Raw genomic sequence first — 22,563 nt, forward strand, 5'->3', positions numbered from 1 at the left:
ATGCAATCCCTTGCTGTATTTCCAAGGAAATACTCGAACCTTGTTTTCTACTCTCCTTACAACAACTGATCGATCCCAATAAGAATTAATAACACTCCTGCAATAACCGTCGCCCATTTCCCTAAGTATTCTGCTAAATATCGTTTTCCTACATACCCAAAACCACTTATGCAAATAAAACTAAACACCCCAGAAATAGTCGCTGTAAGCCAAAGGTTTAAATTTGTTACTCCAGCATCGAACCCACCTGCGATATTATTAATAGACAATGCAACCCCTAAAACAAGTGCTTCAGAAAAACTAATTGTTTTAGATCCATCGAAATCTGCTTTTTCTGGATCACGTAAAATTCCCATAAGTACATTATCATCTTTAGAACCTGCTGTATTTTTTTGACTCAAGAAAGGCTGGCATAAAATAAACACCCCGATTATCCCTAAAACGATTGCTCCAATCAAGTTTGCTGTAAACTCTGAAATAAATAACGCAATCCAGTTCCCAAAAAATCCCGCTAATAAAGTAAATAAAAATCCAAAGAATGCGATGATAAAATTGTTAAACCACGAAATACGAATTTTACGAATGCCATACGCAATTCCAACACCTGCATTATCTAAATTAGAAGCGATCCCGATTAAAAAAATTGAAAATAAGCCTGCCGTACTCATAAATAGTCACCCCTTTTTCTCACTTTTCAATGCATATTATGAAAATGTTGAGCAACTGTGCCTGTCTGTTTCATATACTTGTAATAAATGCTCAACATTTTTTCAACACTAAAAAAGGAGTGCCTACACTATGGCTAATGAAAACCCGAATGATCGGCTTGGTAAATTAATAAAAAAACTTTTAAAAGAACGCGCCCTATCTATGCGCCAACTAGGAATACTTACAAATATTGATCCTGCAACGGTCTCAAGAATTATTAATGGCAAACAACCGCCGAAACAAAAACATCTACAAAAATTTGCAGAATGTCTTCAAGTTCCACCCCAATTGTTATTTGATGAAATGTACCCTGATTCTCCTCACATAAATAAAGAAAAAACGGATATGTACACATCTCTTGATACCATTCAGCAAACTTTACAATCCTCTAACTTATTCGATTTCGATTACACTACAACTCGCGTAAAACAAGAACTCGAAAATTACGAACGCTATGCCCAGACAACAGAAGGCGAAAATCGTATTCGTGACAGTTTCGCAAGCAAATTAGAGCAAATTGATAGTGCTGGTCCTTTTATTGAACAATTAACAGATATGTATCAACAATTTTGCAATGAAACCATTTCAAAAGAAGAACGTGCAGTTCTTGGGAGCGCATTACTTTATTTCATTTTATCGACAGATATTATTCCCGACTATCTCTTTCCAATTGGCTATTTAGATGATGCGATTGCCGTTGAATTAGCAAAAGAGAAATTACTTGAAATGAAACGAAAGACATAGCAAAATAAAGAACTATTTCAGTTGTTTCTATTTAACTCTGAAATAGTTCACTAAAAAATAGTACAAGTATACATACCTGTACTATTTCAACATACTAATCTATTTTTTCATATGACACCATTCATATATAAATGCTGTTATTACTTTTGTAAATTCAATTAACTGCTCTACTTCTACTTTCTCATTTATTGAATGAGCTTCCTCTAATGTGCCTGGTCCGTAAATAACAGCCGGAATATGAAATTCACTAAACCAACCACCATCCGTTACCGTTGCAGACATATCTAAAATTGCGTTTTTAGAAAGAATTGATTCATGTACTGAGCTAAGCGTTTTTACAGCTGTATGTTCACTATCTATTTCTAAAGAAGGAAAAATTTCACCACGATCTACAATCATTGATTCTCCGCCCCACTTAAATTGTGGCGGATTTTCACTTAACCATGGATCGGCAGCTGCCACCTTTCCAATATACTCTTCAATTTCGTTTATTATTTGTTCATGTGTTTCATTCGGATAGAAGTGCACTGTTATCCACAATCGGCACTCATCCGCAATGAACGCCGCATGCCTTCCTCCCTCAATAACAGCTGGATTAATTGTTGTTGTTCCAGATGGATAGCCTTCATATGTTTTCATGACTGCCCAGTGGCGCTCTAATTCTTGTAAGCTTTGCACAATTTTCATCATTTTTTCAATCGCACTCGCTCCAAATAAACGTCCTCCAGCATGGATCATTTGTCTACGCGTTGCATCATGAAACGTTTGCGGACTTTTCACTGTAATCCATCCAGTAATGACACCGCCTTGCCCTTGCATATGTAAATCACTCGTATCCACTACGACTGCAAAATCAGCATCGTAACCCCTTTTGCAGCATTGAAGTGTACCTGCTTCTCCAACTTCTTCTCCAATTACTGATTGAAAAGTTAAATCTCCAGGTAATTCAATACCAGCTTCTTGTAAAAGTTGAATGGCAAATAGCGCTCCAGCCAACCCACCTTTCATATCTGCTGCGCCACGTCCAACTAACCAGCCATCTTTTATAAATGGATTAAATGGATTTGTTTCCCACGCCTCATCTGCTGAAACTTCAGCTACATCCATATGCCCATTAATAATAAGACTTTTATATGAGTCACTTTTTATTCCTTTTTTTACTCCAACAACGTTCGGATCATTCCGATATACATCCCATTTATCAATACTAAAATTTCGTTTTCTTAAAAACTCTGCAATAAATTCTTGCGCTTCATTTGTATTTCTCGCTGGTGGTGCTGGTGTTTCAAAACGAATTAAAGTTTTTGTAAGTTCTAGTAATTCCTCTTTCCTTGAATCTATTTGTTTTAACAACTGCGAAACTTCTGGATTCATCGCTAATTCCCCTTTGCATACATAGTATGTTTCCAGCTTTATTTTCACAAAAAAAGAGACTGTTTACAATTTTACAGTCTCCTAATTAATCACTATTATAAATTCTCTACTTCCGTTGTATTTGTCTTTTCAATATGCTCCACATTACTTCCCTTATTTCTTGTAGCACGATAAAACAGTAAACAAACAATCATAAATGGAATACCACAATACAATGCCATTCTTTGTTCTGGAATAAAGGCCATGCCAACGATTACTGTTAAATTTAATACTAACGCAAGAAGTGGTACAAATGGATACAATGGTGTTTTAAATTTCAAGTCCTTAACATCCCCGCCCCGCTTCATGTATGACCTTCTAGCTAATAAATTTGATAAAGCAATAGATGCCCAAACTAGTATCGCTCCGAACCCAGCGATAGAAAGCAGCCATAAATAAACTGTATCTTCCGCATAAATACCTGATAGTAGTGAGAGACACCCTACAATTGTGCTTACGATTAATGCATAAATAGGAACACCGTTTTTAGATAACTTGCCAAAAATTGGACTAATCATTCCTTGATTAGACATAGACCATAGCATACGCGAAGTTGCATATAATCCTGAATTCGCAACGGATAGTACTGCTGTAATAATAACGAAATTTATAATATCTGCTGCATAAGGAATACCAATTTTATCAAATACAACTACGAATGGACTTTCTATTACTCCTGCTTGCTGCCAAGGGAATAGTCCAGCAAGAATAAAAATAGATAGTACAAAGAAAACAAGTATACGCCAAACTGTATTGTTAATTGCCTTCGGGATCGTTTTCTCTGGATTTTCACTCTCACCTGCTGCAATACCAACTAATTCTGTTCCTTGGAAAGAAAAATTAACTGCAATCATTGTAATTAAAATAGCTGATAATCCATTTGGAAACAATCCACCATAATCAGTAAAGCTAGAGAACATTGGCGCTGGTTCATTTCCTTTCATATCTAGAAAACCAAACATTGCTGCCCCGCCCAAAATAATAAATGCAATAATTGTAATTACTTTAATACTTGCAAACCAAAATTCCACTTCCGCAAAACTTCTTGAAGATAACGCATTAATAGCAAAGAGCAGTACTGCGAACACTACACACCAAATCCATGACGGTACATCGGGAAACCAGCGTTTCATCAAAATACTAACTGCAATTAATTCAATGCCTATCGTAGCAGACCAGTTTAACCACGACATCCATCCCACTACATAACCCGCTGCAGGGGAAATGTGCTTTGTCGCATACGTTTGATAAGACCCTGCGTCAGGCATCGCAACAGCTAATTCTCCTAAACAGAGCATCGTTAAATACATTACAAATCCACCGACAAGATACGCTACAATTGCTCCTCCAGGTCCAGCTTCATGAATCGTATAACCTGACCCTAAAAAAAGTCCTGTACCAATAACTCCACCGAGTGCAATCATAAATATGTGCCTGCTTTTCAATTCTCTTTTTAATCCTTGGTTTTGATCCATCATATAAATCCCCCTTTTCACTTTGCCAACCCATTTAATGTAAGCGTTTTTAAAATTATTCACCGTAAAAATAATGAGTTAAAAGAGCAAAATTACACGTCACTTACATTAATCACTGCCTGTTACTAAAAGGTCATCCCTTACTGTTATTAATAACTTTTGATCAGCAATAGCTTGTCCTTCTACTACTTCTAATGATTCAATATAACCACTGATCCCTATCTTAATTTCTACTTTCTGTTTATCTATTGTTTCAATTAACGCTAATTTCTCCCACTCGTATACGTAAGAACTTTCCGTAACAAATAACTTCTCTACTTTTCCATAACAAGGACTATACACACCTTCTATAACTGTCTTCACTTTATAAATTCCCCCTCTTATTAATTGACACCGCAACGTTGTATATCCTATAAAAATTCATATTCTCCCCTCTAGAGATTTCGAATATTATTTATGCAAAATACGTACCAAGTCTCTGATTCATATATTAAATGAGAGTTTCACACAAAAAAGCGTGCACAACCGCAAAATTTTTCTATCATTTGAGAAGTTTTAAAAGGAAAATAGCAAAAAATTTTGCGGTTTTATAAGAATTTTAATAAAATTATAAAAAGTCAGTCTTCATAGGGTGAAATGAGGAGAAGATAATCTATGCGTACAGAAGACATTAATTTTAAACAGATCATTGAAATGAATATGCTATATGAAACTTTACTCAATGAACTCGATATCGGGATTCATATTATTAATGAGGAAAGTAAAACGATTGTCTATAACCGCAAAATGATGGAAATTGAATCAATGGATCGCTTAGATGTGCTATATAAAAGTCCTTTAGAGGTATTTGCATTTGAAGAAAATAAAAATAGTACTCTTATAGAGGCATTAAAATTTGGAAAAACAAAGAAAAATATAAAACAAACGTATTTTAACAATAAAGGACAAGAAATTACAACGATTAACGATACTTTCCCTATAATAGAAAATGGAAAAATTAAAGGTGCCATTGAAATATCAAAAGAGATCAGTCACTTAAAGCAAACAATAAGAATAGGCCCTTCTCGAAAACAAAGCACTAAATTTACCTTTGATCACATAATTGGTGATTCTGAAGCAATTCAATCCATTATTACAGAAGGAAAAAGAGTAATTCGTACATCTTCCTCCATACTTCTCGTAGGAGAAACAGGTACTGGTAAGGAACTATTTGCACAAAGCATCCATAATGAAAGTCAGCGTTCAACAAAACCTTTTATTTCACAAAACTGTGCCGCTATACCTGATACCTTAATGGAAAGCCTATTATTTGGTACAAATCGAGGTGCCTTTACAGGAGCAATAGATAAACCAGGTTTATTCGAAGAATCAAACGGAGGAACTTTGTTATTAGATGAAATCAATTCATTAAGCCCAATTCTTCAAGCTAAGTTGCTACGGGCTATACAAGAAAAAACAATAAGAAGAATCGGAGGTACACACGAAAAAGAAATTGATGTTCGTATTATAGCAACTATTAATGAAGATCCCTTCGAAGCCATCGCACATGATCGATTAAGAGAAGACTTATATTACCGATTAAGCGTCGTTACTTTATGTCTTCCGCCTTTACGGGAAAGAAAAGAAGATATTCCAGCTCTTGTTCAGCACTTTATTAAAAAATATAATACTCAATTCGTGCTCAACGTAACCGATGTAGATGTAAATGTAAGTGAATTTTTCTATGCATACGATTGGCCTGGAAACGTACGGGAATTGGAACATATAATTGAAGGTTCCATGAACTTGATAGAAGATGAAACCATCATTACAGCTTTTCATCTTCCTACTCGCTTTCGCGAACAAATAAAAAAAGAATTCAACATGCAGCATACACTAACTAATCACAATACTGATGCACCTAAAACTTTAAAACACACAATAGAAAAAATGGAAAAAAACTACATCAATCAAATTCTTAAAGAGAATCACGGTAACATCTCACAAGCTGCAAAATTTTTAGGATTAAGTAGACAAAATTTACAATATCGAATTAAAAAACTGCATTTACACATATGAAATGAACATTTCTCCAAATGCAAAAAATAATTTGGTAAAATATGTTACAATGAACATATAACATGCTAGAAAGGGGCTATATATATGAGTAATGATAAAAAATTAAAGTTATTACAATACTTATACTTTTTCCCTGCCATGCTCTGTATGATGTTATTCATTAATTCCGATGTAAGCAGCTCTCCTTATGCAAAGCTATTAGGAACAATTTCGGGCTCCTTTGCAGCTATTATGCTTGCTGCTTTTTGGAATTTGAAGCTACATATAAAAAACGAGAAATCTTCGTAATACTAAAAAAATCGAGCTACTTAGCCCGATTTTTTTATTTGCCATTAAAACTCAACATTCTCTAAATACAACCCACTTGCCTCAGCAAGACAATTAATTTGATTGCGCTGCTTTTCTTCTAAAATGTTTGGAATTGCTTCAGCATCTAATTGTCCTAATCCAACTTCAATTAATGCCCCAACAATTTTTCTTACCATGTTATGAAGGAATCCGTTCCCACTTACTCTAATTTGTACAAATCCTGCCTCTTCCATCACATCAAGTGTATATACTTCTCGAACCATAGATTTTTTCTTTGATTTCGCATTTGAAAAAGCAGTAAAGTCATGTGAACCAACTAAATGTTTTGCAGCTGCTTTCATGCTTTTCACATTTAATTTTTTATTCACATGCATGCTGTATTTACGCATAAATGGATTTGTATGCTCTTCATTCCAAATTTTATACAGATATGTTTTTGCTTTAGAATTGTAACGAGCATGGAAACGATCATGTACTTCTTCCACATTCGTAATGCTAATATCATTAGGTAAATATTGATTTAAATATTTTTTCACTTTATGTTCCACTAACTTCTCATCACTTTGAAAGTTAGCAACTTGATTCAAAGCATGTACACCAGCGTCTGTTCTACTACAACCGATAATTTCAATTTCTTTTCCGATCATTTCAGATATGACACTTTCGATTTTTCCTTGAATCGTATTATCGTTATTACCAAGACGTTGCCATCCTTTAAAACGTGCACCATCGTACTGAATCGTTAATTTATAATTATTCATCGTATTCTCCTTGTCTTAATGGGCTAAAAATATAATCCCTCATACAGCTTTTCCATATGAGGGAACTATAACATATTGTTACTTCATTCTAAAAGGAATAAAGTAATCTATTTACTAATTACGATTCGTTCGAATCCAGGAATCTCCTAAGTATGTTCTAATTTTTAACCAACCAAATGATGTTGTAGATTCTTCAACTACAAATACAGTTTGTGGTGCAAAAGTACCGATTGCTCTACCGAAAGGTTGATCAAATGCCGTAAATACATTTGGGACATGGTAATAAGATCCTTGTGGTGCAATCCATTTTTCTCCAACCTCAACCTTAATTTTCTTCCAACCATTTTCTCCTTGTTGAAGTACTCTTACAGATTGGGCTGAGAATTTCACACCGTGATGCATGTACTTAGGTTCATTGTATGCATAAAAATCACGATTAATATGTTCCACGTGTGGATAACGAACAATCCACTTTGGCCCTAAATACGTGTTAATTAAAGACCAACCGTTTTCTTTTGTCTGCAAAATATTAACCGTTTGTGGAGCGAACCAAGCATCTGGATTTTTAGCTTCAGGGCTACTGTATGCTGCAAAATTCTGCTTCATTATTTGTGGCATTCCATTTACACTTGTCCACTTCTGCCCCAAATATGTATCAATCAAAATTTCACCTCTTAGTGTACCATCACGTGCAATAACAGTTTGAGGACCAAATACGTACTTCGCACTGTCCATATTAATCCAATCAAAAGCTTCAAAAGTTCGATTAATTTCTACTTTAGCGCCCTCTGGTGCGATAAATCCACCACTTATCTTCCACCATCCACTAGGATGTTGATTTGTAACATAAACCCTTTCTCCTGGCTGCAGTTCTTTTTTCACAGGCGAATTAAAACTACGACTTTCATATACTTTTAATGTTTTTGTTGTTTCATATGATTCCGCATGTGCAGAAGTTGCAAATAAAGAAACCATCCCAAAAACAAACAATGCCAACCATTTTTTCATAAATCTTCTCCCTTTCAGCTTATTTTCTATAGCAAAATTGCTATGTTACATCCATATTGTAATTTATTAATACAAAGTGGTCTATACAATCTGAATACTGTATATTTTTACAAATTCTTTTCAAATGCAGAAAATAATTTCATATACTTCATACAGAAAGTATGTATATTGATTACGTAACGTGATTTAGCTGCCAGCATAACAAAAAATGTTGATGTAGTTAACTACATCAACATTTTTAATCCTTCTTATTTCAACTTTAATCTAACTACATTTTCTACATGCGCAGTATGCGGGAACATATCAACTGGTTGCACATACTCCACTTCATAACTCTTCATTAATGCTTGTACATCACGTGCTAATGAAGAAGGATTACAAGACACGTACACAACTTGTTTCGGTTTCACCTTTAAAATCGTTTCCAGTAATTTATCATCGCAACCTGTACGTGGTGGATCGACAACAATTACATCTGGACGCCATCCTTCTTTTACCCATTTCGGTAACCATTGTTCAGCTTTACCTGCTTCATATTTCGTATTTGTAAATCCGTGACGCTTCGCATTTTTTCTTGCATCTGCAATCGCTTCTGGAATTACATCCATACCACGTACTTCCGCTGCATCGTTCGCAAGCCAAAGTCCGATTGTACCAACACCACAATACGCATCTACAATTTTCTCATCGCCTGTTAACGCAGCTGCTTTTTTCGCTTCATCATATAAAACAATTGTTTGTTCTGGATTCAACTGGAAGAATGCACGTGCTGATAATTCAAATGATAAATCGCCAAGTGTTTCTTGAATTACTTCTTTTCCAGCTAATTTAAATGTTTTATCTCCAAAAATAACAGATGTTTTACGCCAGTTTACATTTTGCATAATTGATTTAACCGCTGGCATCTGTTTTTGTACTTCTGCAACAAATTGTTCTTTATTTGGTAATTCTTCTTTTGTTGTAATAAGTGTAACTTGTACTTCCCCTGTTTGAACTGCAGTACGTGTTACAATTGTGCGTACTAAACCTTTTTGTTTTTTCTCATTGTAAATAGAAACATTTAATTTTTCTAAAATACGTCTTACAACTTTTGTCGCTTCATTCGTTGCTTTATGTTGAATCATACAGTGAGCAATATCAATTAACTGATGTGAGTTTTGTTTATATAGCCCTGTAATAACCTTTTCGTCTTTACGCCCCACTTGTAATTGACTCTTATTACGGTAATGCCATGGATTTTCCATGCCAAGCGTTGGACGAATTTTCTCTTCCATACTGTTTTTCATGTACTTCTCAAATGCTTGTACAACGATATCACGCTTTTGATTCAATTGTTCTTTATAATCTAAATGTTGCAGCTGACAACCGCCACACTCCTCATATACTGGACACGGTGCTTTCACACGATGCGGTGAAGCTTTACGAACTTTTTTCACTTTCGCTTCAGCGAAGCCACGCTGAATTTTCGTTGTTTCTGCAACAACTTCTTCTCCTGGTAATGCCCCTGGAATGAAAACAACTTGTCTCTTAAAATAACCAACGCCTTCTCCGTTAATCCCAAGACGTTTAATTGTCACAGGAAACGTTTGACCAACTTCCAACTTACTCTCATGTTGCTTTTGTATCATTATTACACCTCTACTCTATACTTTTCCATAAATATAACGCTGCATAACTGCAGTATGGTTCACACTCTTGTTTCACTTTTTCTAAAAATGCATCATCAGGTTTATCATCTAATTGAAATATACCTTGCACTGCACGCTGAATCCCAATGTCCGCTTTCGGAAACATATTTTTCCGTCCAATCCCAAACATTAAAAAGTTTTGCACTGTCCATGCACCAATTCCCCTAATTGGCAACAATTGTGCTGAAACTTCTTCTTCCGTCCCAGTTTCTATACTCGCTAAATTTAATGTACCACTGACAATACTTCGACCTAATCCTACTATATATTCAGCCTTTCGCTGACTAAACTTCTGCTCTCTCAATTCTTCTATTGAAATATTTGCTACTATTTCCGGAGTGGGGAAAAAGAATACACCGTTCTTCTCTGTTCCATACCGTTTCACAAATTGTTCTGTTAACACAGTAGCAAATTTCAAATTTATTTGTTGGTGAATGATACAGCGAAGAAGACAAGCAAAATAATCAAATTCTAAAATAATTGGAGTATAAGCATATGTTTCAAATAGTGGACGTAATGATGTGTTTAAAAAATGATTTTGTATATCTTGAAACGGTTCATTCCAATGAAAAATGGCCCTCATTCGTTTCATGACTTTCTCCGGATCTCCTGTCTGACTAGAAATCCAAAACTGTGGATTTTGAACAGTACCAATCCCTTGTAAGCGAACAACAACCTGTTCCTCTTCTATGCAAAGCGGGATATAAATGACTTTCTCATCTAATTGAATGACGTTAAGAGGATCAAAAGATAAACGTTTTAATACTTCTTCAAAATGATACGGATACTCTAACGTAACATGTTCGCTCCACATACGTTTCCCCATCCTTTTTACACATCATTATAGCATGAGAAAACCGTAAGCATACATGCTTACGGTTGATTGCTTTTTACTAAGTCATCTAGACTTTTAAAATGATACCCTTTCTCGCGCAAATCATCAATGATTTTCGCAAGTGCTTCTGCATTATCTTTTGATATTGCATGAAGTAATAAAATAGATCCTGGGTGAATCATCGTCATAACATTATTATGCGCATATTGCCATCCTCTTTGCTGATCCACTTTCCAATCCAAAAATGCAAGTGACCAAAATACATTATAGTAGCCCATTTCTTTCGTAAGAGCTAACGTTCTTTCACTAAATACGCCGCGCGGAGGACGTACATATTTCACTTCTTTTTGCCCAGTTACTTTTTTAATTTCTTCCGTTACACTCGTTAATTCTTCACGAAGCTTCTCATCATTTACCGCTGTAAAATCAGGATGACTCCAAGAATGATTTCCAATAATGTGTCCTTCATCCTTCATTCTTAACAATAAATCTTTTTGTGTTTTAATGTAATGCCCCGTTACAAAGAAAGTTGCTGGTACTTTTTTCTCTTTTAATACATCTAAAATTTTCCCTGTGTATCCATTCTCATATCCATTATCAAATGTTAAATAAATATCTTTTTTCTTCGTATCTCCTAAATAAAACCCGCCATTTTTTTGCAGTAAATCCGTATATAACTTTCCTGCATCTGGTACTGTTTCATTTTTAGGACGCGGGATTCCCCAGTTATGTGGAGTATTTGTATAAGCCAATGTTGAAACTGGAACAAGTGCCATCATAATTGAAAAAATGAGACCGATATATAACCATTTATATTTCATAAATAGTCTCCTTTCCATATATAATCGTACCTGTAGTTTCTGTTTCCTTACTTACTTTCATGCTGTGCATGTTTTTCTATATATACCAAAAAATGCATCTCGAAAGATTCGAGATGCATTTTTGTTTATTTAAATACCGGCTCTTTAAAGCTCGCTAATTTTTCAAGTGATGTTTTATCAACATCTGCATGTAAACTATTACCATGAGAGTCCATCGTTACAACTGCTTTAAAACCTTCAATGCGTAAATGCCACATTGCTTCTGGAATACCAAATTGTAAGAAATCAACATCTTCCACTTCTTTAATACATTCAGCATAATATTGCGCGGCACCGCCGATTGCGTTTAAGTACACGCCACCGTGTTCTTCTAAAGCCGCTAATGTTTTCGCACCCATACCGCCTTTTCCAATAACAGCGCGAATACCAAATTTCTTCATAATATCGCCTTGGTACGGTTCTTCACGAATACTTGTCGTTGGACCTGCTGCTTTAATTTGCCAATTGTCATTGTCATCTTTCACAACAACTGGACCACAGTGGTAAATAATTTGTCCATTTAAATCTACTGGACAATCATTATCCATTAAATGCTTATGGATTGCGTCACGACCTGTATACATCATGCCATTAATTGTTACAACATCACCAACGCGAAGTCCACGAATTTGCTCTTCTGTAATTGGTGCTTGTAATACAATCTCACGTTGCTCTTTTTTTTCTTGTGCTTCATGCTGAAGTGTATCTTCACCTTCTTGATATAACCAATCCATAATTTCACCTGTTTCAGGATGGATTGTTACACCTAGGCGGCGATATGCCCAGCAATTATACGCCACAGATACGTAGAAGCTAGCTGGCAGGCGGTTATACACGCCAATTTTACAGCCCAGTAAAGTTGTTTCTCCACCAAATCCCATCGTACCAATGCCAAGCTTATTCGCATTTTCTAATACGTACTCTTCAAGTTGTTGTAACTCTGGTACTGGATTGACATCATCTAATGTACGGAATAATTGATTTTTTGCTAATTCATAACCTGATGTGCGGTCTCCCCCGATACCAACACCAATTACACCAGCACTACATCCTTGACCTTGTGCTTGGTATACTGCATGAAGAAGGCATTTACGAATTCCTTCTAAATCACGGCCAGCTCGTCCAAGTCCTTCTAGTTCACACGGTAAGCTATATTGAATATTTTTATTCTCACAGCCACCACCTTTTAGGATTAAACGTGCATCAATATAATCTTTTTCCCATTGTTCAAACTTAATAACCGGTGTACCTGGTCCTAAATTATTTCCACTATTGTCTCCAAAAAGAGAGTCAACAGAATTTGGACGAAGTTTACCATCTTTTGTCGCCCGCTCAAGCGCATTATAGATAGCTTCCTTCAACTTTAATTGATTCACACCAACTGGTGTATAAATTTTAAACGTTGGCATCCCTGTATCTTGGCAAATCGGTGAGATGTTATCATCAGCCATTTTAATATTATTTGTAATTGTGCCAAGTGCCATCGCAGAACGAGTCCCTGCATTTTCTCGCTCTTTCGCTTGTTGAATCGCACGACGAACATCTTTCGGTAAGTTCGTTGACGTTTCAACAATTAGTTGATACATGCTTTCTTGAAGCTTTTCCATTGTTACTTCCCCCTCAATTGTGAACGCTACCAAAACGTTATGAGCTGAAAATTCCATTGTTATGCTCTTTAGCTTTTTATTTGTTTCACGCTATTAAAGCATAAATGAAATTTTTCACAACTTGATTATACCTCTTTTTCTATCGTCCTTCTATTATCCGCACAGAAAAAGGCTACCAAATTGGAATTGGCAGCCTTTTTAATATATTATTCGTCTTTTTTAAATTGCTCACATTTTAATTCTAATTCATCTAACATTGCAAGAAGACGATCTACATCTTCTAATTCTACTTCTTCAGGTTCAATTGTATCAATTACTTCAATGAACATATTTAAACGCTCTTTTAAATATACTAATTGTGTATCTTTATCTTGAATTGCTTTTCCCATGAAGGCACTCTCCTTTTAATTCGAGTTGCTTTTATTATACCGCAAAAATGATTGCTATGGGCATGAAATTTCACCAATTTTGTCACAATCATCCACTATAATGTAAGCCCTCTCTCTTTTCATGCTAAAAAGTTTCACTTTATAAAAAGCACATATTCTTCTATTATAGAGAATGGACAAATTGTTATTTCAATAGTCAAAGGAGTATTTCATATGACGATATCACAAAAAATGAAGCCGATTACTCCTTCTTACGATCCATGGGAAGCGTATATGGACCTTGAAGAGTACGGCAAACTACTATTAACAAATGTTGAATTTACAACGACGACGTTATGCAATATGCGCTGTGAGCATTGCGCTGTTGGTTACACGTTACAGCCGAAAGACCCAAATCCGCTTCCGATGGATCTTTTATTAAAACGATTAGATGAGATTCCTCATTTACGTTCTTTAAGTATTACTGGCGGAGAACCTATGCTTTCAAAAAAATCCGTCGACAACTATGTAACACCACTCTTAAAATACGCCCATGAACGAGGCGTTCGCACTCAAATCAACTCTAACTTAACTATAGATTTAGCACGTTACGAACAAATTATTCCTTATTTAGACGTGTTGCATATCTCTCATAACTGGGGAACAATTGATGACTTCGTTGAAGGCGGATTTGCAATGATGGAGCGTAAACCTACTTACGAACAACGTGCAAAATTATTCGAAAGAATGATTACAAATAGTAAGGCTCTATCAGATGCAGGTGTACTTGTATCTGCCGAAACAATGTTAAACAAAAGAACTCTACCACATATTGAACATATTCACCGCCAAATCGTCGAAGAGATGGGCTGTAAACGTCATGAAGTTCACCCAATGTATCCAAGTGACTTCGCGAGTAATCTAGAGATTTTAACAAAAGCTGAAATTCGTGATGCGATTGAGCATTTACTAGAAATTCGCGATGAAAATGTATGGATGTTATTTGGAACTTTACCTTTCTATGCTTGTAGCGATGACGAGCGAGACATTGCCACATTTAAAAAATTACAAGAGAGCAAAAATGTAACCGTTCGTAACGATCCAGATGGCCGTTCTCGTTTAAATATAAATATTTTCGATGGAAATATTATTGTGACGGACTTTGGTGATGTTCCACTTCTAGGAAACATACAAACAAACACATTACAAGAAGCATATGACAAATGGAGTGCTTCAAAAACAGCAAAATCATTAAGCTGTCACTGTCCTGCAGTAAAATGTCTTGGACCAAATGTTCTTGTAAAAAACAGCTACTATCCGACAGAAGATTTCTTATCAAAAACAGCAAACATTACATTATAAAAAAACGTCAGCTTATAAGCTGACGTTTTTTTATGTTATTGCGAGTGGGAAGAAGAAATGAATTTAAAAAATAAATGATCATGAATTGGAATCGCCGCTCCAATTCCTTGAGAAGTAATATTTTTCACAACAAGTCTTTTTTGATTTCCCTTTAATACAAGATACACTTCTCCAAATGTTACTTTTCCCTTTTCATTTACTGCTGGTGTATAAGCGTATAAATATCCGAGTTGACTCGGACTAATATTATACACACGCTCATGTCCAGTACCATAACCAATAGTTGTTTTAAACGAAAGGGGCAATTGTACTTTTTCAAGCGCTTTGAGAAGCATCATTTTTTTCACATCTGCAGCATCTTTCATATCTGCTGTTAAATCGCCTTCAACCGTCTTTTGTGTTTCTTGCTTATAGCGAAGTGGATATAAACGGTCTCCTCCGCGATTATCATACACATTTCGATTCACTTGTTTATATTCCCAATTAATCGATGTGTCTACTGATTCATAATGTAAAGCCCATTGACCTAAATAAATTTTTGCCCGGTACCCTACTGCAAGCGGCGCATTTGAAATTGTCGTTTCATTAAACATCCGAATTAAGTCTGGATTTTCAATTTTAATATTAGCTGTTTTCAATAGTTCTTGAGCAAACTTACTTGGCTGTAAACGTGGCAAATCTTGCGCATCATTTGGAAATGTATTGTCTTTTGAAATATTTAAAACAGATGAAGGCATTTTTGTTCCTACTGTTGTCTTTGCAAAACTCATGTTAGGAAATAATAAAATAAACGAGACCATAGTTGAAAGACATATGCTGTATACTCGTTTCACCTGTCTGGCTCCTTCCTATGTAAAGGTATATATACTACTTTGTTTATTGTTTTCTCTGAGCACAATTGTTATGCCTATTTTTCATAATAAATAAAAACCAATTCCCATAATGACATACGCCGCTAGTAAAGTGCCGCCTTCAAACCAGTTTGTATCTCCATCATTTGAAATCGCAATCGTTAAGAAAACGGCTGTAATCATAGATACAAGTTCTGGTATGGTAAATACTAAAGGCATCCTCTGCGCGAAGAACATAGATAGCAATACTAGTACAGGAGCAACAAACATGGCGATTTGTAATGTAGAACCTATTGCAATTTCGACTGCAATATTTACTTTATTTTTATAAGCCATAATAATTGCAGATGCATGTTCCGCTGCATTTCCAACAATTGCAACGATAATAACCCCTATAAATAATTCTGACCAACCAAATGATTTTGCAACAGTTTCAAAAGTATGCACGAGCGCCTCTGATACATAAGCTACCGCCAGTGTTGCTATCGCTAAAATAAGGAGTGCCTTCCCTTTCGACCACTCTGGCTCTTCTTCATGCGCTACTTCGTCACTTTTATGTTGATATACACCACGGTGCGTAACTAACTTAAATAGTAATGCAGCAATGTACATGATAATCATAATAATAGAAACACCTATACTTAATTGATACGTCTTGCCAGCGTCCATCTTCATTGAAAAAATCTCTGGAATAACAAAGGCCACGACAACAGCAAATATTAATAAAGCTGAATTATGCCTTGCATCGTAAACGTTAAAGCTTTGCCTTTTATATTTAAGTCCACCTACAAAGAAGGATAGTCCTCCTACTAATAATAAATTTCCAAGTACAGAACCCGTTAAAGAAGCTAACACCACTTCAATTAACCCTGCTTGAAGTGCAAAAATTGAAATGATAAGTTCAACAGCATTACCGAAAGTAGCATTTAATAATCCGCCTATTCTAGGACCAGATACAATTGCTAAACTCTCTGTTGCTCTCCCCATAAAACCAGCTAACGCGATAATCGTAATACAATACACAGCGAACATAATTGTTTCTGGCCAATGAAGTGTTTTTCCAAGTACAGATAGTGGTACACCTATAAGTGCTACTATAAGAAATATTTTATTAAACATGCTTTTCACCCTTCCATCGTATGTATTTCTCCTCAATATTATTATTATTCTTCTCCTAACTTGTCCGATTTCATCACAATTACGTTTAAAAAATCGACTTGAAGAAAACAGTATGAAAGATATTTAAATTATCTTGTTTAAACAGAGAAAATATAAATTAGGAAAAGAGGTAAAGAATATGCACTTAAAAGAGAAAATTGCAACTATTATCCAAGGACAACGTACCGGTGTATTATCCACAGTACGTAACGAGAAACCGCATAGTGCCTTTATGATGTTTTTCCATGAAGATTTTGTACTATATGTTGCAACAGATCGACAATCAAAAAAGATAACAGATATTGAACAAAATCCTAATGTCCATGTACTACTCGGACGAGAAGGAAAAAAATTAGATGAAGATTATATTGAAGTTGAAGGGTTAGCTTCAATCGAGGAAGACTCAACATTAAAAAACAAGTTTTGGAATAATAGCTTAAAACGTTGGTTACTCGGTCCTGAAGACCCTAATTACGTATTGATAAAAATCAATCCCGACACAATTTATTACATCGATGGTGCCGGTACGACGGAGCCTGAGTTTTTACGACTATAAAATAAAACAAGCCCCCTTTAGGTGGGCTTGTTTTGTCGAAAAGTTCTTTTGAAAAAAACAATAAAATAGGTGGAACTTTCTAAAGATTCTGTTATATAATAGCAGTAACTTAAATAAACTGTATTAAAACAGATTGAGAGGAGAAATAAAATTGATGAAGAGAGAAGAACGCAAAAATATGATTGAGTTTATTGAAAAGAAGAAAGGGATTGAGCGTGACGAATTACTGTTTATGACAGACGATGAAGTAGAGCATATTTATAATGTAACGTACTTTTTATATGAGGAAATTGCAGAGTAGCATAATAATCCCCACCTTATTAAAAATATAAGGTGGGGATTATTTCGTTATTTAGCCCACTATTTGCGGGCAGTAAAACTCCCATCTTAAAATTCAAGTGGAGCAAGAAGTTAAGTTGGAGTCATGCTTCCTATAAACCTTAATTACTTCAACTTTATACATGAGAATCATTTTCATGTATAATACTGTAAGATTGGAGGGATTTTACTATGAGTTCGTGGCTCTTATTTGCACTATTATCAGCAATTGCTGCTGCCCTTGTATCGATTTTTGGGAAGTTTGGTTTAGACGGAATCGATGCAAACGTTGCAACAACAATTCGATCTATTATTATGGCATTATTTATGATAGGCGTTATTATCATACAAGGTAAATTTCAAAATATCGGCGACGTACTGCTAAATAAAAAAGCACTGCTATTTATCACATTAAGTGGGATTGCAGGTGCTTCTTCATGGCTATTTTATTTTCTTGCCCTCAAAACAGGAAAGGTTTCACAAGTAGCTCCTGTCGATAAATTAAGCGTCGTATTTTCTATCATTCTCGCTATGATTATCCTCGGTGAAAAGTTAAACTTTATGACCGGTGTTGGTGTAGTCTTTATTACAGCTGGTGTATTATTTATTGCTTTCAGCTAAAAAAACCGCTATTAGCGGTTTTTCTTTTTCTTTATGTAAAACCATACAACACATGTAACAACTGCTGAAATTAATAAAATCCATATTCCATAATGATGTAAACTATACTCAACGAAGCGCCACTTCTCGCCTAACTTCCAGCCAAGCCCAATAAAAACACTTATCCAAATGAGCGCACCACCGTAAGCGTACAAACAAAAACGCCAAAGTGTCAAATTTGATACCCCAGCAAAATATGCCGTTAAATGACGTACTCCCGGTATAAAATAACCAATCATTAAAAGAAATGGCCCATATTTTTCAAATAAAATATGTGTTTTTTCAATGTGATGTTCTTTAATTCTAATTTTCGGCCCATATTTCTTTAAAACAGGGAGCCCAAGTTTTAAACCTAATATGTAGCTTAACGTAATCCCTAACATCGCACCAGCCATCCCACTTAAAAAAGCAGCAGTTCCTGACATAACTCCTTTTGAAACATTATAACCAATAAAGGTCAATAAAAACTCGTCTGGTATCGGTAATCCGACAATCCCACCAGCCAAAGCTATAACAATTCCAAAATAGCCATAATGCGCGATTAACTCGCCAATATGTTGTTCCATTCGGAAGACACATCCTATGCACGATCGTTATTCCACATTGTACCCTTTCTATCTTTAAGGCAAACATGGTATACATATTCACTATACATTGTTTTTATAATGAACTCTACTTCTATTCTTTCCTTTAACAGAGATAAAGTGAAACTTTAATCAGTGGGGCTTTTCTTCATCCTCTACTAATTATTAATCTACGCCAATCTTGCTTCTACAGACATCCCGACTCCCACATAACTCACTTACATTCACCAATTTTGAGAGTAGATTCTTACTGCCCGCAAATGACCCGATAAAAAATAAAAATTCATATGCGTGTTTTTTTGTTACAATAAAGGAAAGTTACTTTTCGCAACGGTTTAACTCTCAAGAAAAATGATATATCTAGCAAAAACATAGTTTGGTCTATATAATGCAACTTCTACCTATTAAAAGAACATGAACCCTTTTACATACAACATCATTTTTCTAAATTATACAGGGGGGAACGAACATGACCATTGAAAATCAATTTATTCAAAAAGTTTACTATAAAACATTTTTAACAGAAGAAACTTCTACTCCTGCATCGGAAGTACTCGGTGAAGCATATATAAATGAATCTAAAAATGAATTCTCCAACATTTCTAATATTCGATTTGCTCAAGGTGAATTTTATTATCAAAATAAAGATTTTGAAGCAGCTATATTTAAATGGGAAAAAGTAAATAATGCTCTTGCACTTTGGGCAACAAAAAATATTGCAGATGCTTATTTTGAACTAGGATTTTTACCAAAGGCAGAAGAAATTTATCAATCCATTCAAACAGAAGATACAACTCTTACGATGGAGGTTTCCTTACAACTTCTTTCTCTTTATATCGAACAAGATCGTTTAGGACTTGCTTTTAAGACGATTAGTGAAGCTGTTGCATTCCAACCGGATTACCCAAATATTACTGCAATTGCACGTTCTTTCTATGAAAAACAAGAAGATTGGAACAACGCTATCGAACTAGCTGTTCAAGAAGGTATTCGAACACAATCTTTACACTGGTTTGATACGTTAATAAATTACATAAATAAAGGATTTACAAAAAATATTAAGCCTGAATATTTCTATGAGTCTTTAAAAGCTCTATATGCTGTTGATCAAGCTCAATTTAAAGAACTTGTTATTGCTCTTTGGAATAGCTATCAACATGAATCCTTATACCTTCCTTGGATTCAAAGTATTAATCATTTATTCTTGCATATTGAAACAGACAATAATGACGATTGGAATGAAATTTCTACTCGCTATCAAGAAACATACTTTGCATTAATTACCGGAAATCATTTTATGCATGAATTAAACGGACTTGTACCAAATTTATTAACAAATTGGTTCAGTTTAACGAAAGCAAAAGATTCTCTAGTTGTCTCTGCAGCAGTGTTAGCATGGAATGAAGTCTCACCTACAACTTTAGAATCATTACTCGTAAAAAGTGCTGGATCCTTACTTTCTAATACATCTGCTGAAGCAGATGTAAATATGGAAACAGTTTCTCATTTATTCGAAACAATCGCTGTATGGGCTGAGAAAAATGATGTAGATTTAAGTCATCAATTTACGCTACTCGTCCATGAACTATGCGATTTAAATGTCACGCCACTACTAATAGCTGGAACTAGTGACCATGATAAAACATCATTTGTTAATTCAATATTAGGAGAGAACATCTTAAATGAAACTTTAACAACTCCTATTCTATTTAAAGACGCTAGTCAAACTGAAATAACAGAATTTACCGCGTTAGATATACGAAGTATCCCTAACCTTGATGAATTCCATCAAGTAACGGCTACATCTGCTCAGTCGGAACTTGAGAAAAGATGTATAGAAATTAAGCTACCAAGTAGGTTTTTAAGAAAAAATAAGTTTACATTTCTTATTACACCATCCATTCAAGGACAATTGGATAAAAACAATGCATACTTTGAATACTTACAAGCAGCAGATAGTCTTGTTTACGTATTAAATTCTTCTTCACCATTGCATAGTGAAGAAATTGATACGTTAATTTATTTACGTGAACAAGTATCAAACTTACAAATTCACTTCGTATTACACACAAATAATACGACTACTAATGAAAAACTAATTAGTAAACTTAAAGTGCATTTTCCAGATGCACAATTCTTCCCATACTCTCCTTCGCAAGAGAGTAGCCAGCAACTTGGAGATGTAACAGAATCTATTCTCTCTAATCTTGCAAAACGCGATATAGAAAAAGAACGTATAGAAAAGCTAATATGGTTTACGCAAAAGACGATTGCTTATCTCATAAACGAACGTGTGGAATTAGAAAATACATTAGTAAAATCCGTACGCTGGAATAAACACATCTCAGTGAAACTTACTGGATTTATTAATAACCTTACTGCTCTTGAAAAAGATAAAATTCGCTCTATTACCGAATCCTATCTTTTAACGAAAGAAGAAATTACACGAGATATACATTCTCAAATTCCTGAATTATTACAGAGCTGCTCTGATCTTGTTCAAGAAGATAGTGATTTCAAACTAGTTCATGAAGAATTAAATGCTGCAATGAATGAACGAGTTCAAAAGCATGTACAACAGGTACTTCTTCCTAAATTTACTGGGTCTATTCAAGAATGGATTGAAACAGCACATAATGAATTTATTCAAGCTCAAGCTTATTTAGATGAAATGAGTGAAACATTTAATAAATTATATAAAGAAGAACGTATGAAACTTCCTTGCGATTTCAAATTATTAGATGATTGGAATCGAGATGTTGTACGAATGACAAATCGAATTACAGTAACAAACATCAATATTTTATTACGCTTTACACCGACACAGTTTTTCTTAAAAAGTGCCGGAAAATTATTTGGTAATATGCAAAAAAACCAATCTATGCTCGCCAACAAATATAAACAATATATTGAAACAGAAGACTATACAGAAATTGCTCACACAATTTCAAAACAATTCTTCCTACAATTTGAAGTATTTGAAGGGGCATTAGAACGCGATATCATGATGTTCTTTAAAGATCCACTTAGCATATTGAAACAAAATGTGGATGCAGCTCAACTTGAGATACAGGAAGATGAACAAACATTAGCAACGCTAAGAAGCAATCCAGAAACATATCATGATCCTTTAGCGTTATTTAAACTACAATTGCTACAACATAAATTCGTTTTAAGTACTACAAAGAAACATGAAGATATCTTTGTATCTAACGAATCTCCTACTGTTTAACAGAAAAA

22 protein-coding genes are annotated in these 22,563 nt (G+C 34.9%); 8 read left to right on the forward strand and 14 right to left on the reverse strand.

Annotation, left to right across the window (positions count from 1 at the left end; all coding sequences use genetic code 11):
• Nucleotides 1-56: 56 nt before the first annotated feature.
• Complete coding sequence (gene ytaF, locus N2V92_RS05085) at nucleotides 57-668, reverse strand: sporulation membrane protein YtaF (protein WP_000100730.1); 612 nt, start codon at nucleotides 666-668, stop codon at nucleotides 57-59.
• A 130-nt stretch (nucleotides 669-798) separates the two neighbouring features.
• On the opposite strand from ytaF, the gene N2V92_RS05090 reads away from it, so the two are divergent.
• Nucleotides 799-1,452 carry a DUF1232 domain-containing protein gene (locus N2V92_RS05090; RefSeq protein ID WP_001262777.1) on the forward strand — a complete coding sequence of 218 codons (654 nt, stop codon included), beginning with the start codon at nucleotides 799-801 and terminating at the stop codon, nucleotides 1,450-1,452.
• 99 nt (nucleotides 1,453-1,551) lie between these two features.
• On the opposite strand, the gene N2V92_RS05095 is transcribed toward N2V92_RS05090, so the two are convergent.
• The 3 genes from N2V92_RS05095 to N2V92_RS05105 all read right to left on the reverse strand — a co-directional run bounded on the left by N2V92_RS05095 (nucleotide 1,552) and on the right by N2V92_RS05105 (nucleotide 4,703).
• The gene (locus tag N2V92_RS05095; RefSeq protein ID WP_001067752.1) at nucleotides 1,552-2,826 is read right to left on the reverse strand and encodes an acetylornithine deacetylase; all 1,275 of its coding nucleotides are present in this window, start codon (nucleotides 2,824-2,826) and stop codon (nucleotides 1,552-1,554) included.
• A 95-nt stretch (nucleotides 2,827-2,921) separates the two neighbouring features.
• Nucleotides 2,922-4,343 carry an amino acid permease gene (locus N2V92_RS05100; protein ID WP_000969252.1) on the reverse strand — a complete coding sequence of 474 codons (1,422 nt, stop codon included), beginning with the start codon at nucleotides 4,341-4,343 and terminating at the stop codon, nucleotides 2,922-2,924.
• Between the two features lie 105 nt (nucleotides 4,344-4,448).
• The gene (locus N2V92_RS05105) at nucleotides 4,449-4,703 is read right to left on the reverse strand and encodes a biotin/lipoyl-containing protein (protein WP_000859489.1); all 255 of its coding nucleotides are present in this window, start codon (nucleotides 4,701-4,703) and stop codon (nucleotides 4,449-4,451) included.
• 291 nt (nucleotides 4,704-4,994) lie between these two features.
• Between N2V92_RS05105 and N2V92_RS05110 the strand changes: the two genes are divergently transcribed.
• Nucleotides 4,995-6,398, forward strand: a complete 1,404-nt coding sequence (locus N2V92_RS05110) for a sigma-54 interaction domain-containing protein (protein ID WP_001258425.1) — start codon at nucleotides 4,995-4,997, stop codon at nucleotides 6,396-6,398.
• Between the two features lie 84 nt (nucleotides 6,399-6,482).
• On the forward strand, nucleotides 6,483-6,686 hold the full coding sequence (locus N2V92_RS05115; RefSeq protein ID WP_000063865.1) for a hypothetical protein: 204 nt from the start codon (nucleotides 6,483-6,485) through the stop codon (nucleotides 6,684-6,686).
• A 44-nt stretch (nucleotides 6,687-6,730) separates the two neighbouring features.
• Here the strand turns inward: N2V92_RS05115 and truA are convergent, their stop codons facing one another.
• The 7 genes from truA to N2V92_RS05150 all read right to left on the reverse strand — a co-directional run bounded on the left by truA (nucleotide 6,731) and on the right by N2V92_RS05150 (nucleotide 13,855).
• Nucleotides 6,731-7,468 carry a tRNA pseudouridine(38-40) synthase TruA gene (gene truA / locus N2V92_RS05120; RefSeq protein ID WP_001067298.1) on the reverse strand — a complete coding sequence of 246 codons (738 nt, stop codon included), beginning with the start codon at nucleotides 7,466-7,468 and terminating at the stop codon, nucleotides 6,731-6,733.
• Nucleotides 7,469-7,582: 114 nt separating this feature from the next.
• Nucleotides 7,583-8,476: a hypothetical protein gene (locus N2V92_RS05125; RefSeq protein WP_000758929.1), complete on the reverse strand. Its 894-nt coding sequence runs from the start codon at nucleotides 8,474-8,476 to the stop codon at nucleotides 7,583-7,585.
• Nucleotides 8,477-8,724: 248 nt separating this feature from the next.
• Nucleotides 8,725-10,104: a 23S rRNA (uracil(1939)-C(5))-methyltransferase RlmD gene (rlmD, locus tag N2V92_RS05130; protein WP_000615212.1), complete on the reverse strand. Its 1,380-nt coding sequence runs from the start codon at nucleotides 10,102-10,104 to the stop codon at nucleotides 8,725-8,727.
• A gap of 10 nt (nucleotides 10,105-10,114) precedes the next feature.
• Nucleotides 10,115-10,978 (reverse strand): DNA-3-methyladenine glycosylase family protein, encoded by an 864-nt coding sequence (locus tag N2V92_RS05135; protein ID WP_000269427.1) that lies wholly within the window; start codon nucleotides 10,976-10,978, stop codon nucleotides 10,115-10,117.
• A gap of 59 nt (nucleotides 10,979-11,037) precedes the next feature.
• The gene (gene pdaA, locus N2V92_RS05140) at nucleotides 11,038-11,820 is read right to left on the reverse strand and encodes a delta-lactam-biosynthetic de-N-acetylase (RefSeq protein WP_000875970.1); all 783 of its coding nucleotides are present in this window, start codon (nucleotides 11,818-11,820) and stop codon (nucleotides 11,038-11,040) included.
• Nucleotides 11,821-11,945: 125 nt separating this feature from the next.
• A complete protein-coding gene (gene fumA / locus N2V92_RS05145; RefSeq protein WP_000413525.1) occupies nucleotides 11,946-13,466 on the reverse strand; it encodes a class I fumarate hydratase in 1,521 nt (506 codons plus the stop codon).
• A gap of 206 nt (nucleotides 13,467-13,672) precedes the next feature.
• Nucleotides 13,673-13,855: an SE1561 family protein gene (locus N2V92_RS05150; protein WP_000513558.1), complete on the reverse strand. Its 183-nt coding sequence runs from the start codon at nucleotides 13,853-13,855 to the stop codon at nucleotides 13,673-13,675.
• Between the two features lie 213 nt (nucleotides 13,856-14,068).
• Between N2V92_RS05150 and yfkAB the strand changes: the two genes are divergently transcribed.
• Nucleotides 14,069-15,196 (forward strand): radical SAM/CxCxxxxC motif protein YfkAB, encoded by a 1,128-nt coding sequence (gene yfkAB / locus N2V92_RS05155; protein WP_016078596.1) that lies wholly within the window; start codon nucleotides 14,069-14,071, stop codon nucleotides 15,194-15,196.
• Between the two features lie 35 nt (nucleotides 15,197-15,231).
• On the opposite strand, the gene N2V92_RS05160 is transcribed toward yfkAB, so the two are convergent.
• Complete coding sequence (locus N2V92_RS05160) at nucleotides 15,232-16,029, reverse strand: YfkD famly protein (RefSeq protein ID WP_002083605.1); 798 nt, start codon at nucleotides 16,027-16,029, stop codon at nucleotides 15,232-15,234.
• 81 nt (nucleotides 16,030-16,110) lie between these two features.
• Entirely contained in the window at nucleotides 16,111-17,166 is a 1,056-nt protein-coding gene (gene cax / locus N2V92_RS05165; protein ID WP_000482131.1) for a calcium/proton exchanger, read from the reverse strand.
• Nucleotides 17,167-17,344: 178 nt separating this feature from the next.
• On the opposite strand from cax, the gene N2V92_RS05170 reads away from it, so the two are divergent.
• The 3 genes from N2V92_RS05170 to N2V92_RS05180 all read left to right on the forward strand — a co-directional run bounded on the left by N2V92_RS05170 (nucleotide 17,345) and on the right by N2V92_RS05180 (nucleotide 18,700).
• A complete protein-coding gene (locus N2V92_RS05170) occupies nucleotides 17,345-17,761 on the forward strand; it encodes a pyridoxamine 5'-phosphate oxidase family protein (RefSeq protein ID WP_000550220.1) in 417 nt (138 codons plus the stop codon).
• Nucleotides 17,762-17,915: 154 nt separating this feature from the next.
• Entirely contained in the window at nucleotides 17,916-18,062 is a 147-nt protein-coding gene (locus N2V92_RS05175) for a BH0509 family protein (protein WP_000817786.1), read from the forward strand.
• A 209-nt stretch (nucleotides 18,063-18,271) separates the two neighbouring features.
• Entirely contained in the window at nucleotides 18,272-18,700 is a 429-nt protein-coding gene (locus tag N2V92_RS05180) for an EamA family transporter (RefSeq protein ID WP_000100295.1), read from the forward strand.
• 11 nt (nucleotides 18,701-18,711) lie between these two features.
• Here N2V92_RS05180 and N2V92_RS05185 read toward each other — a convergent pair whose 3' ends face one another.
• Nucleotides 18,712-19,305 (reverse strand): DedA family protein, encoded by a 594-nt coding sequence (locus tag N2V92_RS05185; protein WP_000434870.1) that lies wholly within the window; start codon nucleotides 19,303-19,305, stop codon nucleotides 18,712-18,714.
• 487 nt (nucleotides 19,306-19,792) lie between these two features.
• Between N2V92_RS05185 and N2V92_RS05190 the strand changes: the two genes are divergently transcribed.
• Nucleotides 19,793-22,555 carry a tetratricopeptide repeat protein gene (locus tag N2V92_RS05190; RefSeq protein WP_000151406.1) on the forward strand — a complete coding sequence of 921 codons (2,763 nt, stop codon included), beginning with the start codon at nucleotides 19,793-19,795 and terminating at the stop codon, nucleotides 22,553-22,555.
• The last annotated feature ends 8 nt before the right edge of the window (nucleotides 22,556-22,563 follow it).

The organism is Bacillus sp. CH_48, from assembly GCF_038008465.1.
Classification (GTDB): Bacteria; Bacillota; Bacilli; order Bacillales; family Bacillaceae_G; genus Bacillus_A; species Bacillus_A thuringiensis_S.